Source organism: Vibrio vulnificus NBRC 15645 = ATCC 27562, from assembly GCF_002224265.1.
GTDB lineage: Bacteria > Pseudomonadota > Gammaproteobacteria > Enterobacterales > Vibrionaceae > Vibrio > Vibrio vulnificus.
In genome coordinates this window covers 1,528,611-1,541,737 of the sequence record NZ_CP012882.1, presented here as the reverse complement: position 1 = coordinate 1,541,737, position 13,127 = coordinate 1,528,611, and the positions used below count along the sequence as shown (strand labels likewise).

At 42.5% G+C, this 13,127-nt stretch carries 15 protein-coding genes; 14 read left to right on the top strand and 1 reads right to left on the bottom strand.

Translation table 11 applies throughout. The features are described from left to right. Positions 1-22 precede the first annotated feature (22 nt). Genes AOT11_RS22350 through AOT11_RS22290 form a run of 13 tightly spaced genes read left to right on the top strand, consistent with a single transcriptional unit; the run spans position 23 to position 11,262 of the window. Positions 23-316: a Flp family type IVb pilin gene (locus tag AOT11_RS22350; RefSeq protein WP_017422553.1), complete on the top strand. Its 294-nt coding sequence runs from the start codon at positions 23-25 to the stop codon at positions 314-316. A 17-nt stretch (positions 317-333) separates the two neighbouring features. Next, a complete protein-coding gene (locus AOT11_RS22345) occupies positions 334-1,152 on the top strand; it encodes a hypothetical protein (protein ID WP_017422554.1) in 819 nt (272 codons plus the stop codon). Between the two features lie 2 nt (positions 1,153-1,154). Continuing rightward, positions 1,155-2,480 carry a type II and III secretion system protein family protein gene (locus tag AOT11_RS22340; RefSeq protein ID WP_017422555.1) on the top strand — a complete coding sequence of 442 codons (1,326 nt, stop codon included), beginning with the start codon at positions 1,155-1,157 and terminating at the stop codon, positions 2,478-2,480. Beyond that, positions 2,480-2,941 (top strand): hypothetical protein, encoded by a 462-nt coding sequence (locus AOT11_RS22335; RefSeq protein WP_011081074.1) that lies wholly within the window; start codon positions 2,480-2,482, stop codon positions 2,939-2,941. Before AOT11_RS22340 ends, AOT11_RS22335 begins: the two co-directional genes overlap by 1 nt. Continuing rightward, complete coding sequence (locus tag AOT11_RS22330; protein ID WP_017422556.1) at positions 2,941-4,143, top strand: CpaE/TadZ family protein; 1,203 nt, start codon at positions 2,941-2,943, stop codon at positions 4,141-4,143. Before AOT11_RS22335 ends, AOT11_RS22330 begins: the two co-directional genes overlap by 1 nt. Then, on the top strand, positions 4,140-5,405 hold the full coding sequence (locus tag AOT11_RS22325) for a CpaF family protein (protein WP_017422557.1): 1,266 nt from the start codon (positions 4,140-4,142) through the stop codon (positions 5,403-5,405). The genes AOT11_RS22330 and AOT11_RS22325 overlap by 4 nt, the downstream gene beginning before the upstream one ends. Next, the gene (locus tag AOT11_RS22320; RefSeq protein WP_017422558.1) at positions 5,402-6,319 is read left to right on the top strand and encodes a type II secretion system F family protein; all 918 of its coding nucleotides are present in this window, start codon (positions 5,402-5,404) and stop codon (positions 6,317-6,319) included. Before AOT11_RS22325 ends, AOT11_RS22320 begins: the two co-directional genes overlap by 4 nt. Next, complete coding sequence (locus tag AOT11_RS22315) at positions 6,316-7,194, top strand: type II secretion system F family protein (RefSeq protein WP_017422559.1); 879 nt, start codon at positions 6,316-6,318, stop codon at positions 7,192-7,194. Before AOT11_RS22320 ends, AOT11_RS22315 begins: the two co-directional genes overlap by 4 nt. Beyond that, complete coding sequence (locus AOT11_RS22310; RefSeq protein WP_017422560.1) at positions 7,187-8,317, top strand: tetratricopeptide repeat protein; 1,131 nt, start codon at positions 7,187-7,189, stop codon at positions 8,315-8,317. Before AOT11_RS22315 ends, AOT11_RS22310 begins: the two co-directional genes overlap by 8 nt. Next, entirely contained in the window at positions 8,314-8,841 is a 528-nt protein-coding gene (locus AOT11_RS22305) for a TadE family protein (protein WP_017422561.1), read from the top strand. The genes AOT11_RS22310 and AOT11_RS22305 overlap by 4 nt, the downstream gene beginning before the upstream one ends. Next, positions 8,831-9,412, top strand: coding sequence for a tight adherence pilus pseudopilin TadF (gene tadF / locus AOT11_RS22300; RefSeq protein WP_017422562.1), 582 nt, complete (start codon positions 8,831-8,833; stop codon positions 9,410-9,412). Before AOT11_RS22305 ends, tadF begins: the two co-directional genes overlap by 11 nt. Continuing rightward, positions 9,366-10,694 (top strand): TadE/TadG family type IV pilus assembly protein, encoded by a 1,329-nt coding sequence (locus AOT11_RS22295; protein ID WP_017422563.1) that lies wholly within the window; start codon positions 9,366-9,368, stop codon positions 10,692-10,694. Before tadF ends, AOT11_RS22295 begins: the two co-directional genes overlap by 47 nt. Before the next feature lies 1 nt (position 10,695). After that, on the top strand, positions 10,696-11,262 hold the full coding sequence (locus tag AOT11_RS22290; RefSeq protein ID WP_026050721.1) for an OmpA family protein: 567 nt from the start codon (positions 10,696-10,698) through the stop codon (positions 11,260-11,262). A gap of 239 nt (positions 11,263-11,501) precedes the next feature. Here the strand turns inward: AOT11_RS22290 and AOT11_RS22285 are convergent, their stop codons facing one another. After that, entirely contained in the window at positions 11,502-11,882 is a 381-nt protein-coding gene (locus AOT11_RS22285) for a cystatin domain-containing protein (protein WP_017422565.1), read from the bottom strand. A 164-nt stretch (positions 11,883-12,046) separates the two neighbouring features. Here AOT11_RS22285 and AOT11_RS22280 point away from each other — a divergent pair, with 164 nt between their 5' ends. Beyond that, entirely contained in the window at positions 12,047-12,973 is a 927-nt protein-coding gene (locus AOT11_RS22280; protein ID WP_017422566.1) for an endonuclease/exonuclease/phosphatase family protein, read from the top strand. Positions 12,974-13,127 lie beyond the last annotated feature (154 nt).

The window sequence follows — 13,127 nt, the reverse complement described above, 5'->3', positions numbered from 1 at the left end:
TTAAAGTTAATAAGAGGATAGTATGTTTAACAAAGTTATGACAAAAGCGATTGAGTGGAAGTTAAACCTTAATCAAGGTCTTCGATCTCTAAATGAAGATAAACGCGGTGTAACGGCGGTAGAATACGCGATTATCGCAGTGGCAATGTCTGCAATTATTTTGTTTGTTTTCAAGGATGGTACTCTAAAGCAAACTCTTAATAATGCGATGAGTGCTATTTCATCAAAAATGACAGAAGCTGGAACCGTTAGTGGCACAGGTGGCACAGGTGGTGCTGCAGGTGGTGCTGCAGGTGGTGGTGCAACAGGCGGTTAATTACTTCCCAATATAGAATGGAGGGAAACCTCCATTTTTCTCTTAATAAAAAAGACAAAACAATGAATAGAGCCGTTATCATTCTCTTCCTTTCCCTTGCAATATTCAGCACGCTGTTTTTTCTTATGGGTGATATGTTTGAGACTGAAGAAGTTGTCGCAGCAGAACCTGTAGTTGAACCCACTGTAGTCTTGCTTGAATTGGTTCAAGATGTTGAAAAATCTGGGATTGTATCTAAGTCTGTGTACAAGGAAGTTGAAGTTAAGCTATCTGAAGCGCACAGCAATCGACACACACTAAAGAATGAACTGAATATCCAACCGGGCGCGCTTTTTAACCGACCCTTACTCAAAGGAAGCATATTGTCAAACGATATGATCAGTAATCCTGGTGATCGTGATTATATGTTTCTGTCTCTAAAAAAAGATGAAGTGCCTTATTATTATGAACCATCAAGTTCTAATATTATCGAAAATATTACTTTGCAACCGGGTGACAGCGTCAGTTTTGTTTCCACTACATCATCAAGATCTAATCTATTAGAAAATGGCTACAAAGATATTGGACATCTCGTTAGTAAAATCATTATTAGCGATGCAAAGGTCATACAAGTCATTAAGTCAGATAGAAATGTAAATTCTACAAAAACTTCTGAGTCGCAAAACAGTTTGGTAATTGCGTTGAAAGTACCTCAGGTATTGAAGCTAGAAATGGCACAAAAGATTGGTGATATCAGTATTGTTCCTTCCAGCGTAGCCAAACGTTACTTGTCAATTCGCAGTAGCGACATTCTGGAAGATCAATTTGGCGTTAGAGAATTACGTGGTAAGGAATAAAAATGAAAAAAACATTAATGTGTTTACTAATCACCACGATTGGCTTTGTCTCTTCATCGGTTAATTCTAATGAACTAATGAATTTAAATCAGGGATCAGCAAAAACCATTTCGTTGAAACGTCAAATTTCAACCGTATTTGTAGGTGATCCAGAAATTGCCGACTATAAAATCATCGATGAAACCAAAGTAGTGGTTTACGGTGTTGGCCTTGGTGCGACGTCGGTGATTGTCTATGACCGCTCTGGAAATGAACTTTACAACGCGGAAGTGGTGGTCAACAAAAGTCTGCGATTGGTGAAACAGACCTTGATTGCCCGTTTTCCAGATGAGTCTGTCAACATTACCAATGTAGGCGAGCAAGTGATTCTCGACGGGGTGGTAAGTAGTGAGGAAATAAAAGCTCAGATTTATCGTACGGTCGGCGAAATGCTTAAGAAAAGCGTCACTCGTAATACGCTTACTCTACAAGATACGAGCGGTGGACAAGTTGATTCTTTGGATTACACCGCCACTTATATTTACGACAACATTATCAATAATCTCAAGGTGCTGACTACCGAGCAGATCAACGTCAAACTGACTGTCGCCGAAGTCTCGAGCTCGTTTCTATCTGAGCTAGGTGTCTCTTATTCAGACAGTGGTCAGGCGGGACGTTTTGTGAACAAACTGCTTGATTTTACCGCTCAGGACATCGTTGCAGTAATTACCGCAAGTGGTGACGACCAAATTGGTCGTGTACTTGCCGAACCCAATCTTTCGGTGATCTCTGGTGAAACCGCAAGCTTTCTTGTCGGTGGTGAGTTGCCAATCGCCATCCGTGATGAGAGCGGAATTAGCGTGTCTTATAAAGAATATGGTGTGAAGTTGTCTATGGTCGCCAAGGTGACGGATTCGGAAAACATTCGCTTATCACTTTTGCCAGAAGTCAGCTCTATCGACGAAGAAAATAAGACCGCGAATGGTTTGATCAATGTGCCAGCGCTACGTACACGTAAAGCTCAAACAACCGTTCAACTAAAGGACGGCCAGAGTTTTGTGTTGGCAGGTTTGTTAACGTCAGAAGAGCGCGAGTCATTAAGCAAAATCCCTGTATTGGGTGATATTCCTATTCTTGGCGCTTTGTTCAGCCATACAAAATCCAATCAAACCAAAACTGAATTAATCATTGTCGCCACGGTGAACTTGGTGGACCCAGTGAAAGCGGAAGACATCAAATTACCAAGTTTCCGTCGCACCAGTGATATCGAGCGTCTACTGAGAATCGACCTCTCATCAATGAATGAACCTGAGTTGGAAGATACGTTGAACAAAGGGGGATTCAATTAATGAAAAAATGGTTATTGGTTTTATTTGTTTTGCTTTTGAACGCTTGTTCAAACGTTAATATTTCAAACACCAGTGTGATGGAACAGCTTCAAGAGAGCTATGAGTTTGATGCAACAGGCAAAGAGTATTCGGTATCTCGCGCCATGTCATTTATTAATGAAGTCAATGAGCGTGAACCAAAAGCAAAATTCAAGATTTACTATCAGCCAAGTGCGAGCGAATTTATCGATAAGCTATTGGTGCAGCTAAAAAGTTCAAAAATTAGCAAGATCCGCTATGAAGTTGAAATTGCACCGAATGAACAGAAAAAAGCCATTCTGATTCAAGCTCAGTATGTTCATATCCGCAGTCAAAACTGTGGAAGCCTCGCTTTTTCAAGCAAAGATGAATACCGATTCGGTTGTGCGTTAGAACATAACCGAAACATTAGTTTGGTCAACCCATTGAAGAGTACTTACTGATGATGGATCTCGATACATTATTTAAAAGTTCATCCTCAAAAAGAAAAGGTGGCAATACCAACCAAGATTTGATCGTTTCTGACGATGCGGGATTTCTTGCTGCCGTTGATGAACTGTACGCAATCGAGGGGTTTGAAAAGCCCCTCAAAGTAACCGATTTGGATGAAGAAGCAACGTGGAATCGCAGTGACGTCACCTTAAATCACGTCATTTTGGATATGCGTAATAACCAAAACATGGTGGATGAGGTTTCTGATATTGCGACCCGTCTTGATGTCAGCATCAAGCTATTGGTTATTAGTAATTTTGATTCGATCAAGCTACGAGACCGTGTTCAGTCATGCGGTGCCAGTTACATTCTTTGGGATGAAGAGCTCGATGGATTATTAGCGAGCTTAAAGCGTGACATTGCAGAAGCATCAAAAAGCGGTAAGACGCGAATTGCGAAAAGGATCCTTATCCTGGGCACAAAAGGTGGTATCGGGGTTTCTTGTATTAGTAGCGTGTTGGCTAATGCATTGGTTAAAAATGCCAACCTAAAAACTCTAGTGGTTGATCACGATTCAGGTGCGATGAATGGCGATATTTTTCTCGGTGTTAAGGGGTACAAAATCAAGGAAAACAGTATCGATTTGAATCAGTCAGAGATCGATTCTGCCATTGCCACCACGTATCTGTGTAAAGTGACCGAAAAGCTGGACTATTTGGCTCTGGAAAAAACCACCGCGTGTCTGAGCGATCATGCCTCGACGCTATTTAGTCTCTCTACGGAACTGGTTGATAAATATAACTTTATTATTGATTCTGTGCCGATGAGCTCCTTTGAAGAGGTTCACGACCAAGATTTGGCGGACAAATACCATCGGATTTATTTAGTTTGTGAACCGTCGGTCTCTTCATTACGCGCTTACAACCGATTCAAAAAGAAAATCGGTAAGGCGGAGCATCAAGTGATTTTCAGCCAGACACGTCCTCACAAAGATTATTTGGTGACCCTAAAAAATGCCAAAGAGCGAATCAAATGCCATTCGTCTGTCGACTTTGCCTATGAACCGGGTCTGGAGCAAAAGCTGATTCAAATGGGAACCAGTGGCTTGATGAAGAGCAAATACGCGACGTCTATCGCTGAAATGGTTTCGTCTCTTACCGGAAAGCAAATCCAGACTAAAAACGCTAAGAAATTCACGTTGTTTAAAAAATGAATCAACTAAAGCAGATCTATCTCGACTTACGAGATGAAATTTTTGACGCGATTGATGCTTCAACCTTAAGTGAAATCAGTAACGAAGAGCTGGCGGAGCAGTTGTCGGAGTCGGTCAATATCTTGATCGACAAAAAGCAGCTTCAGGTAAGTTCGCTAAAGCGCGCCGAGCTTGTTAAAGCGCTTTACGACGAGCTTAAAGGATTGGGACCGCTGCAAAAATTGGTCGAAAATGATGATATCTCGGACATCATGATCAATGGCCCATACGACGTCTTTATTGAAATTGGCGGTAAGGTAGAAAAGTCACCGATCCAATTTGTCAATGAAAAGCAGTTGAACACTATCGCTAAGCGCATCGCATCGAATGTTGGTCGCCGCATCGATGAGTCTTCTCCTTTGTGTGATGCGCGATTAAAAGACGGTAGCCGTGTCAATATCGTTATTCCTCCATTGGCGATTGATGGCACCTCCATCTCTATTCGTAAATTCAAAGAGCAAAAGATCAAACTAGAAAACTTGGTTGAATTTGGCGCCATGTCGATAGAAATGGCCAAGTTGTTGTCCATCGCCAGTCACTGTAAGTGCAACATTTTGATCTCTGGTGGTACCGGCTCGGGCAAAACAACCTTGCTTAACGCTCTGTCGGGATTTATCGGGGAAGGCGAACGTGTGGTCACCATTGAAGATGCGGCCGAATTGCAGTTGCAAAAGCCTCATATCGTTCGGTTAGAAACACGTCAAGCAAGTGTTGAAGGCACGGGGCAGATCACGGCTCGTGACCTCGTTATCAACGCTCTGCGTATGCGTCCGGACCGTATTATTGTCGGTGAGTGTCGTGGTGCAGAAGCTTTTGAGATGTTGCAGGCGATGAACACCGGCCACGATGGTTCAATGTCTACATTGCACGCCAATACGCCGCGAGATGCAATTGCACGTACTGAAAGCATGGTGATGATGGCAACTGCGTCGCTACCATTGGAGGCGATACGCCGCACCATCGTGAGTGCGGTGGATTTGATTGTTCAGGTAAGGCGTCTCCACGATGGCAGCCGTAAAGTCATGTACATCAGTGAAATTGTTGGGCTAGAAGGTAACAATGTGGTGATGGAAGATATTTTCCGATTTGAAACCACTGGCAGCTTTGATGGCGGCAAGATCCAAGGTGAGTTTCGCTCGCCTGGTTTGTCAAAGCGCTCGGTTATTTATGAGCGAGCTCGTTTCTTTGGTTTAGAAGATACGGTGCAGGAGTTGTTCTCATGATGTGGCTAATGGTGCTCTCTTGGGTAGCTCTTGCTATCTATTTTGTCACGCATAAGAAGAAACAAGAAAAAGCGATTCAGCGTATTATCGAGCTCGAACAAGATTTTGAAGGGGTTAAAGGGCAAAGAACCGTTATTGATGCGCAAAAATTTGAAGTGAGTTTTCGCGCCAAAATTCGTCGTCATTTTAAAGCGTTTGTGACCATTTTGATGCCAAATCCAATGAAAAAGATCGGGTTGTTCTTGTTGGTCACGGCGATCGCGCTCTACTTTATTAACGACTTTATCTTGCAGATGGATTTTTTGACGCTGCTGATGTATGCACAACCCCCTTTATTTGTCGTGTTTGTGATTAAACTTCAGCAAGCCAAAGCGGCTAAGTTTAAAGAAGATTTTCCCGATGCGCTTAACATACTTTCTGGTGCGCTCTCTTCAGGTCAAAGCATCGTTCATGCATTTGAGTATGTGGGAAATCAAATGCAAAACGACGTAGGGAAGCAATTTAAGCTGATGGCGGAGCGCTTGCTGATTGGTGAGGACCCCGATGATGTTCTGTCTAGAAGCGCCGCCTCTTTCCCATATGTAGAATACTTTTTCTTTGCGGCGACTATTCGCATAAACCTGAGTCGCGGTGGCCAATTAAAAGAAGTTATCTCTCGTATTAACCGGATTATGTTTGAAGCGCGCGCCGTCGACAAAAAGAAAAGTTCGTTAACGTCTGAAGCGAGAATGTCAGCCAAAATCATTGCTTGTTTACCCGTTATCTTCTTGTTGATTTTGAAATTTACAAGTCCAGAGAATTATAATTATGTAATGTTTGAGGAAGGTGGAAAACCGATATTTTACTACGTTCTTACTAGCGAGATTATTGGATTTATTTGTATCTGGTTTATTTTGCGGGGAGTGAAATCATGAATTTTTCTCTTCCTAGTATCATATTTATTTTAGTTGCACTTTTTGTTTCTGTTATTGTGGCTATTTTTACCTTAAAAATGTGGGATGAAACCAGAGCAGAAATATCGGTTAGAAAAATAATTGGTTCAACCAAAGAGCAACAGAAACGTGATGATCTTTTTTTGTCATTTTTTAAACGTTTTAGTTTTAATAAAGAAGAAACCAAAAAGAAACTGGTCGCAGCGGGGATCTATAGTGACTTTATCGCTCAAACTTACTATCTATTTAAAATAGTACCTCTGTTCTTAACGATTGGAGGTGGCTTACTAGCAGTGAGTCAAGAGGTCATTGATTTGAATGAAATGATACTAATTGGTGCTTTTGCGTTAATTATTTTTGTTGCTGGTCCGGATTTATACATATCTTCGAGAACGAACACTATCACACGTCACGTCAGCTCACGCTTGCCATTTCTGTTGGATTTGATGAATGTGTGTGTCCATACGGGTATGACCATTGAAGCGACACTCGAGTACCTTGCTAAAGAGCTGCAAACGGTTGATAAATATTTGGCATTTACTGTTAATGTTACGGTGCAAAGATCCAAAGTGATTGGAATAGAAAAAGCGCTTGAGGAGTTTTATGAAATGGTGCCCTCAAGTGAAGCACAAAGTTTTGTTATGACGCTTGTTCAAAGTTTGAAATTTGGTTCTTCAGTCGGCCAAGTGTTAGGTACGCTTGCCACCGATATTCGTCAAATAAATATGATGGAACTTGAAGAAAAAATAGGCAAGCTTGGTGCGAAAATGTCAATCCCTATGATTATTTTTATCATGGTGCCAATAATTATTTTGATTATTGCTCCTGGCATTATGAGGATGTTAACTGATGGCTAAATGGATAATTAAATTATTAATTCTTTTCTCGATTGTAGGTTGCTCATCTATTAGTTCGGAATTGCAAACTAAAGAACGTTTGTTATTGAGTTCTGGTGAGAATCAGCAGTTGGTCGAATTCTACAAGGGTAATTTGGCAGAAGTGCCAAGTTATAAGGTGAAATTGGTTAACCTCTATTTAGATATGGGGGATATCAAGTCAGCCGAACTTTATACCAATACTTATACAGCCAAAGACCTAGATGAACCAGATTATATCTACAGTTTGGCGAACTTAAATTATAAGAAAAAACGCTACGATTCAGCATTGCAAGAAAGCGAGAAGTTCCTCGATGAAGGTGGAGATGAGGCGGCCTATCATTTGTTGGTAGGCAAGATTTACGCGCAACGTAAAGAGTATGAAACGGCTATTCAACATTTCGAAGAAAGTCGTAAAAGCGGTGCTTCGGATAGAGAGGCGGGCAACAATATCGCTGTGGTTTACCTTTTGCAAAATCGCTATGTCGAAGCGACGGAAATTCTTTATGACCTTTATGTCGCTATGCCAAGTGATGCCAAAGTTCGGTCAAATCTCATCATCTCATCTGTGCAGTCCAACCGCCCTGATATTGCTCTGGAAGTGCTAAAACATGAAAAGGGCGAAGAAGAAGCGAGAAAACAGTTGGCGGCATTAATGAAAACTGTCAACAAAGGAAAGAACAAAGGGAAGAAAGCCGTGCAGCCACAAGTCGCTCAAATAAACAAAGACACGACCCGAGCTACTGTTGTACAGACTGCTCAAGTGACACCAAAAGCGCAAGAAGAAACGAGAAAAGTGGAGCAGGCCAAGCCAGTTGATAACGTAGTGCCTGTAAGTAAGCTCGATGTGAATAACCTCAAGCCTAAAGCGCCATCACTGTATCGTATTCAAGTGTTGGCTTCTTACAAAGCCGTGCCGAACGATTATCTCAATTTCCTAAAAGCGAACTACGGTACCGTCTACTCGTATACGCATGGTTTATGGAAGCGCTACTGCATTGGTGAATTTACTGACATAGAGGAAGCGAAAACCTTTCTTAATAGCTTAAACATCAAAGGTGCTTTTGTTGTGGATTACACCAAGAAAAGGTATGTCGAGCTATGAAAAAAAGGCAGAAGGGTGCCTTAACCGTTGAGGTTGCACTTGGTTTACCTGTTTTACTCATCATGGTGTTTAGTTGGATTGAGCTCTGTATGCTGAGTTATTCAATGAGTGTTTCCGACCATGCTTTGACACTGTCGGTTATCAAGACCAAAAAAGCGGGAACATCCAATGCCACGACTCCACAGGAGTATCAAAAACTGTTGGAAAAAACCATTAACGAAAATGCCGGTGTGGCGTGGAAATATTTGGCTAAAGAAGAAAGCGTCAATATTACGGTCGATTATTTCAAAAACTATCAGGACTTTGTGACTTGCAATGTCGGTTATGACGATATTGAAACTTGTCCTGAACGAAAAGACAAACCGAAGGATATGGCGATAGCGATGTATCGTATGCAGTACACCTACAACACGATTTTGGATGGTATTTTGCCAGACTTTCAAGTGAGGCGTGAGCTTATGGCTATTCAAGAATATGAGCGTTGCGCATTCAAAATTGGTGGAGGGTCGGGTTGTGAAAGCTAAGCAACAGGGTGCTTTTATGGTGGAGCTAGCGCTAGTTCTCATGTTTTTTTCAGGCCTGTTTGTTGTGATGGCCAATTATGTTGTTGCCATCAATACCAAAGGACTACTCGACCGCGCCGCTTATTCACTCACAACGATCATGGCGGAAAGAAAACAGTTTTTTGATGGTGATTTAGATATTTGTGGCAGAGCCGATCCTTACTGCTCTGAAACAAAGAGAGCTGTGAACTATCTATCCAAAGCCTCCCTAAAGCGCATGATGCCGGGCTTTGAAGAGGCTAAGTTCGGCGTGTTTGTCGAGCAGCTGGCGGTAGAGGGCGATAAGCCAAGCAACTTTCGCAAACGTTATAAAAAATTTAGTAGTGGCGCGACCGACGGTTGCAATTTGCCAAATCTAGACAGTCTCACTAAAGAAGAGGCACTAGAGCTGTTGCCAATTACCTCTCGCAACCGTCGGCTGCCGATGTATCAAATCACGCTTTGTTACGAAACGCCGTTTAATATCTTTGGCTTGGCTGAGGGTAATGTCATTAAAGCGGTATCCACGTCATTTTCGTTTGCGAGGGTCTAGTATGTCCATCAAAAAGCAACAAGGGGTCGCAGGCATTATCTTTATGGGTATGTTGCCAGCACTTGTCGTCATTATGGTGTTCTCGATGCAAATGACTCAAAGGCATATGGCACACGCCAAAATTACAGAAGCGGCGGAAGTAGCGAGCTTGGCTTTAATTGCGAGTCCAAAAGAAAACGATGAGAAAAACCAAGAATACGCGCAAAAGATTGTTGACCACTATATTGAAGATAATAAAGGCGAAGTCGTGGCTCGAGTGTTTAATCGACGCTGCGAGTACAAAGACGGCTGCGTGCAGCGCAGTGGCGAACTAGCGCCTTTTACCGATTTTGTCGTGTCTGCCAAAACAAAGCACGACTCCTGGATTTCTTACAATGACGGTGAGATGGGATTAACCAAAGACTTTGAAGTTATGGGAACGTCTACGTCTAGAAAATTTCTACCGCAACCTCTAGATATTTACTTCATTATCGATATGAGTGGCTCGATGGTGAATCCTTGGGGAAGAAGTGGCAAGAGGAAATATGATGTAGTCGCAGAAACGATCAACCGAATCGTGGACGACCTGCGGGAGTTTAAAACAGATAGGAAGAGCCGAGTGGCGGTGATTGGGTTTCACCATACTGCAGTTAAGCAGGTTGGTAGGCAGCGTACGGCGTTTGACTATTCATCATATAGGACGCCGTCTGGCACGGTGAATAATATGTTTACGGCACCGAAAATCCACTCGCGGAACGATTCCGGCAATATTAAAACATTCGAGGATATCCCCTTAACTGAAGACTATGACGCATTTCTAGCTAAGTTCAACAGTTCAAATTATTACGCTTCCCCAAACGGCCTAACTGAATCTTGGCAAGGCATTATTGGTGCAGCTCAAATGGCTGAGCAAGCCACGGACTTAAATCCAGAGCAAGTATTTATTTTGCTTTCTGATGGTAGAGATGGTGATTTTGTTCGCTACTACTTGGAAGGTAGGCAGTGGCGTGAAGTTCGATACAATAAATATCTAAACAGACTTGTAAAGGCAGGTTTGTGCGAAAAGTTAAAAACGAAAATTTCACAAAAAAGGAACGTTTTCCAAAGTGAAAACCCAAGTGACAAAGCGTCAAAGACCAAAGTGACGATGGGTGTTATTGGGGTTAACTACGTTGTAGACAAAAACGATGGGATTGGCGACTGCTTTGGTCATGACAATATCTATCATGCCAAAGAAGGCAATGACGTATACAAATATATTTTGAATCTCATTAATGAAGAGACAGGTAGACTTAAGGATTAAAATGAAAAAAACACTGCCTTTACTGTTACTGGTGCTGCTTTCCAATTATGCCCAGGCCAATTGTGTCAATACATCAGAAGAACAGATCATAACCAAAACATTGCTATCAACGCATTACAAAACCACACAAAGCGAAGGTTCGATTGTGGTTGATGAAGGACAGACGGAAGCCCGTGTCTTGAATCGTGATGTGCAGAAAGTAAAAGCACAAAACAGCAGTGAACATTGCTTCTTCGATGAGAAAAAAATGTCACTGGTGCTGAATTACCAGCACAACAAATTTGGTTTAACCGATATCCATCAAGATGCGATTCGTAGCTATATCGGTATTGTTGACCCAAATCGTAAAATTTCAGTGGAAGGGCATGCCGACAGCACAGGCTCAGATACTTACAATAAGCAGTTGTCTGCAAGACGTGCAAACACCGTCGCCCGTTTCCTTAAAAACGATTTGGGTTTAGGCAATCGAATCTTAGAAAAAGCGTTCGGTGAAACCACGCCAATCTGTGCCGCGGAAGAAAACCAGCAGAATGGTTGTAACCGTCGAGTCGTTCTCACTTTGGAGTAGCCGATGGGCTTTCTGGCGGTTATCTGCATTTTGATCATGATGTGCGGAGCTTTGAGCGGCATTTAGCCTTTTACCGCTTAAAGTGATTAAAAATCCCCTTGTTTTAATCAGATAAGGGGATTTCTTTTTGTTCCCCCCAACGCCATGACACAAGGGTTTTTGAGAGTTGCTCATGGTGTCCTAACTGGTACGCCAAGTCGTTTGGGTATTTGTGTCTTGAGGAAGGTTGTTATGCGAGTTTATTGCTGACAGAACAAGCCTAGCTTAGCCGTTTGGGTAATTTGATATTCGCCTTTCAGGTTACGGTAAACAATCGTATTCCATTGGCTGCCATTCTCTAGCTGAAATTCTATAGCGTAGTTAACACCACTGACCACTTGAGTATGAACCGATGTGATTCCTTTTAGTGGCGAGTTTGTGTTCATTTGCTCTAACACTGTGTCTACGGCTTGCATAACTTGATGATCGACTTCTGCATCGTGCCACCCTCCTGGCATGCTCGCTTGGGAGTCGCAGATAGCTTTACCAACACGGTTATTTGAAGGTTGTCCTTGAGGTTCTTGCTGACATCCTGCCAGTAAAATTAGCGTTGCCGCTGCAACTGCTAGTTTTGCTTTCATGGGGATACCTTGTAGTGAATTGAAAGAGAAGTATAGCCAAGTCTATCGACTGTCTATGTACGGAGAGTGTCAGAAAAGTTTGAAATTTAAGAAAAATGGAACAGCCTCTCAAATAAACATTGCTAGACTAACTAAGGTAGCGGCTCAATAGGTATGACTCAGCAATGCTTAAAAGTTATGGCTTGTGGTTCATTATCATTCTTTGCTCCCTTTTCTACTGGGGGGTAAAAGCGCAGACCCATTTGTGGTGGGCCGAAAACATATCGGCTTATCCCGCACTGTTTATTTTGCCTCTCGCGGTTGTCGCATTCATCAGTTTGGGGATACGCGCGTGGACACCAATGTTAGCTTCCATTGGGCTCATTGTTTATTTCACGGCCATTGGCGTCCCGAAAGGGATGGTTTCGAAAGGGGAGTGCCGAAATAGCGTCCGTCTATTTCAGTACAATATGCTGTTCTCTAATCAACATGTCGACCAATTGATCGATTACCTATCAAAGGTGCAACCTGATCTCATTTTGCTACAAGAAGTGACGGCTCCACACTTAGAGCGGCTAAAAGTGTTGGATGACGTTTACCGCTATCGTTTTGGTGGCCAGCCAAAAGTGGGCCTACCGTCGCATCAGCTAATTTTTTCTCGGCAACCTTTATATGGGATGGATGTTTTTTATATCGAAGGCTATCAAAATTTCATCCGAGGCATTTGGCAAGTTGATGAGCAACACCCTGTGTTCCTGCTTATCGCTCATCCGCCTTCTCCTCGCAACAAAGAGATGTGGTTGAGACGCAACGCACTTATTCAGGCATTAGAACACCAAGCGACACAAAGTCCGACGAAGGATATTTTAATCATGGGCGACATGAATCTTTCTGCAAGCAGTGAGCGCTTTGACACGCTTTTTTCTGGAATGCAAACTGCCCCTATTGCAAGTTGGCCAAACTTACCGACATGGACACTGCCGTCATGGCTGCAAATTTCCATCGATCACTTATGGCTCAACAGTGATTTTGCTATCTGTAAAAGGGAGTCTATCGATGAAGTGATCGGTTCGGATCATCGAGCTATCATGACTTATCTAAACATTCAATGAGAGTGCAAAACGGCAGAGTGTTGAAAAATCCCCCATACTGCGCGCGAACCGTACTGAGGCGATGGCAAACTAACCATTTGATTCAAAAAGTTTGTTTTTGTTATTGACCCAAATAAAAAATCCGTTAAAGTACGCCTCGTTCTCACGGCGAAGG

Coding starts and splice junctions, on each gene's coding strand:
- AOT11_RS22315 (WP_017422559.1), top strand. CDS start 6,316: ATGAATTTTTCTCTTCCTAGTATCATATTTATTTTAGTTGCACTTTTT.
- AOT11_RS22295 (WP_017422563.1), top strand. CDS start 9,366: ATGTCATTAAAGCGGTATCCACGTCATTTTCGTTTGCGAGGGTCTAGT.
- AOT11_RS22335 (WP_011081074.1), top strand. CDS start 2,480: ATGAAAAAATGGTTATTGGTTTTATTTGTTTTGCTTTTGAACGCTTGT.
- AOT11_RS22280 (WP_017422566.1), top strand. CDS start 12,047: ATGCTTAAAAGTTATGGCTTGTGGTTCATTATCATTCTTTGCTCCCTT.
- AOT11_RS22345 (WP_017422554.1), top strand. CDS start 334: ATGGAGGGAAACCTCCATTTTTCTCTTAATAAAAAAGACAAAACAATG.
- AOT11_RS22320 (WP_017422558.1), top strand. CDS start 5,402: ATGATGTGGCTAATGGTGCTCTCTTGGGTAGCTCTTGCTATCTATTTT.
- AOT11_RS22285 (WP_017422565.1), bottom strand. CDS start 11,882: ATGAAAGCAAAACTAGCAGTTGCAGCGGCAACGCTAATTTTACTGGCA.
- AOT11_RS22305 (WP_017422561.1), top strand. CDS start 8,314: ATGAAAAAAAGGCAGAAGGGTGCCTTAACCGTTGAGGTTGCACTTGGT.
- AOT11_RS22310 (WP_017422560.1), top strand. CDS start 7,187: ATGGCTAAATGGATAATTAAATTATTAATTCTTTTCTCGATTGTAGGT.
- AOT11_RS22325 (WP_017422557.1), top strand. CDS start 4,140: ATGAATCAACTAAAGCAGATCTATCTCGACTTACGAGATGAAATTTTT.
- AOT11_RS22340 (WP_017422555.1), top strand. CDS start 1,155: ATGAAAAAAACATTAATGTGTTTACTAATCACCACGATTGGCTTTGTC.
- AOT11_RS22330 (WP_017422556.1), top strand. CDS start 2,941: ATGATGGATCTCGATACATTATTTAAAAGTTCATCCTCAAAAAGAAAA.
- AOT11_RS22290 (WP_026050721.1), top strand. CDS start 10,696: ATGAAAAAAACACTGCCTTTACTGTTACTGGTGCTGCTTTCCAATTAT.
- AOT11_RS22350 (WP_017422553.1), top strand. CDS start 23: ATGTTTAACAAAGTTATGACAAAAGCGATTGAGTGGAAGTTAAACCTT.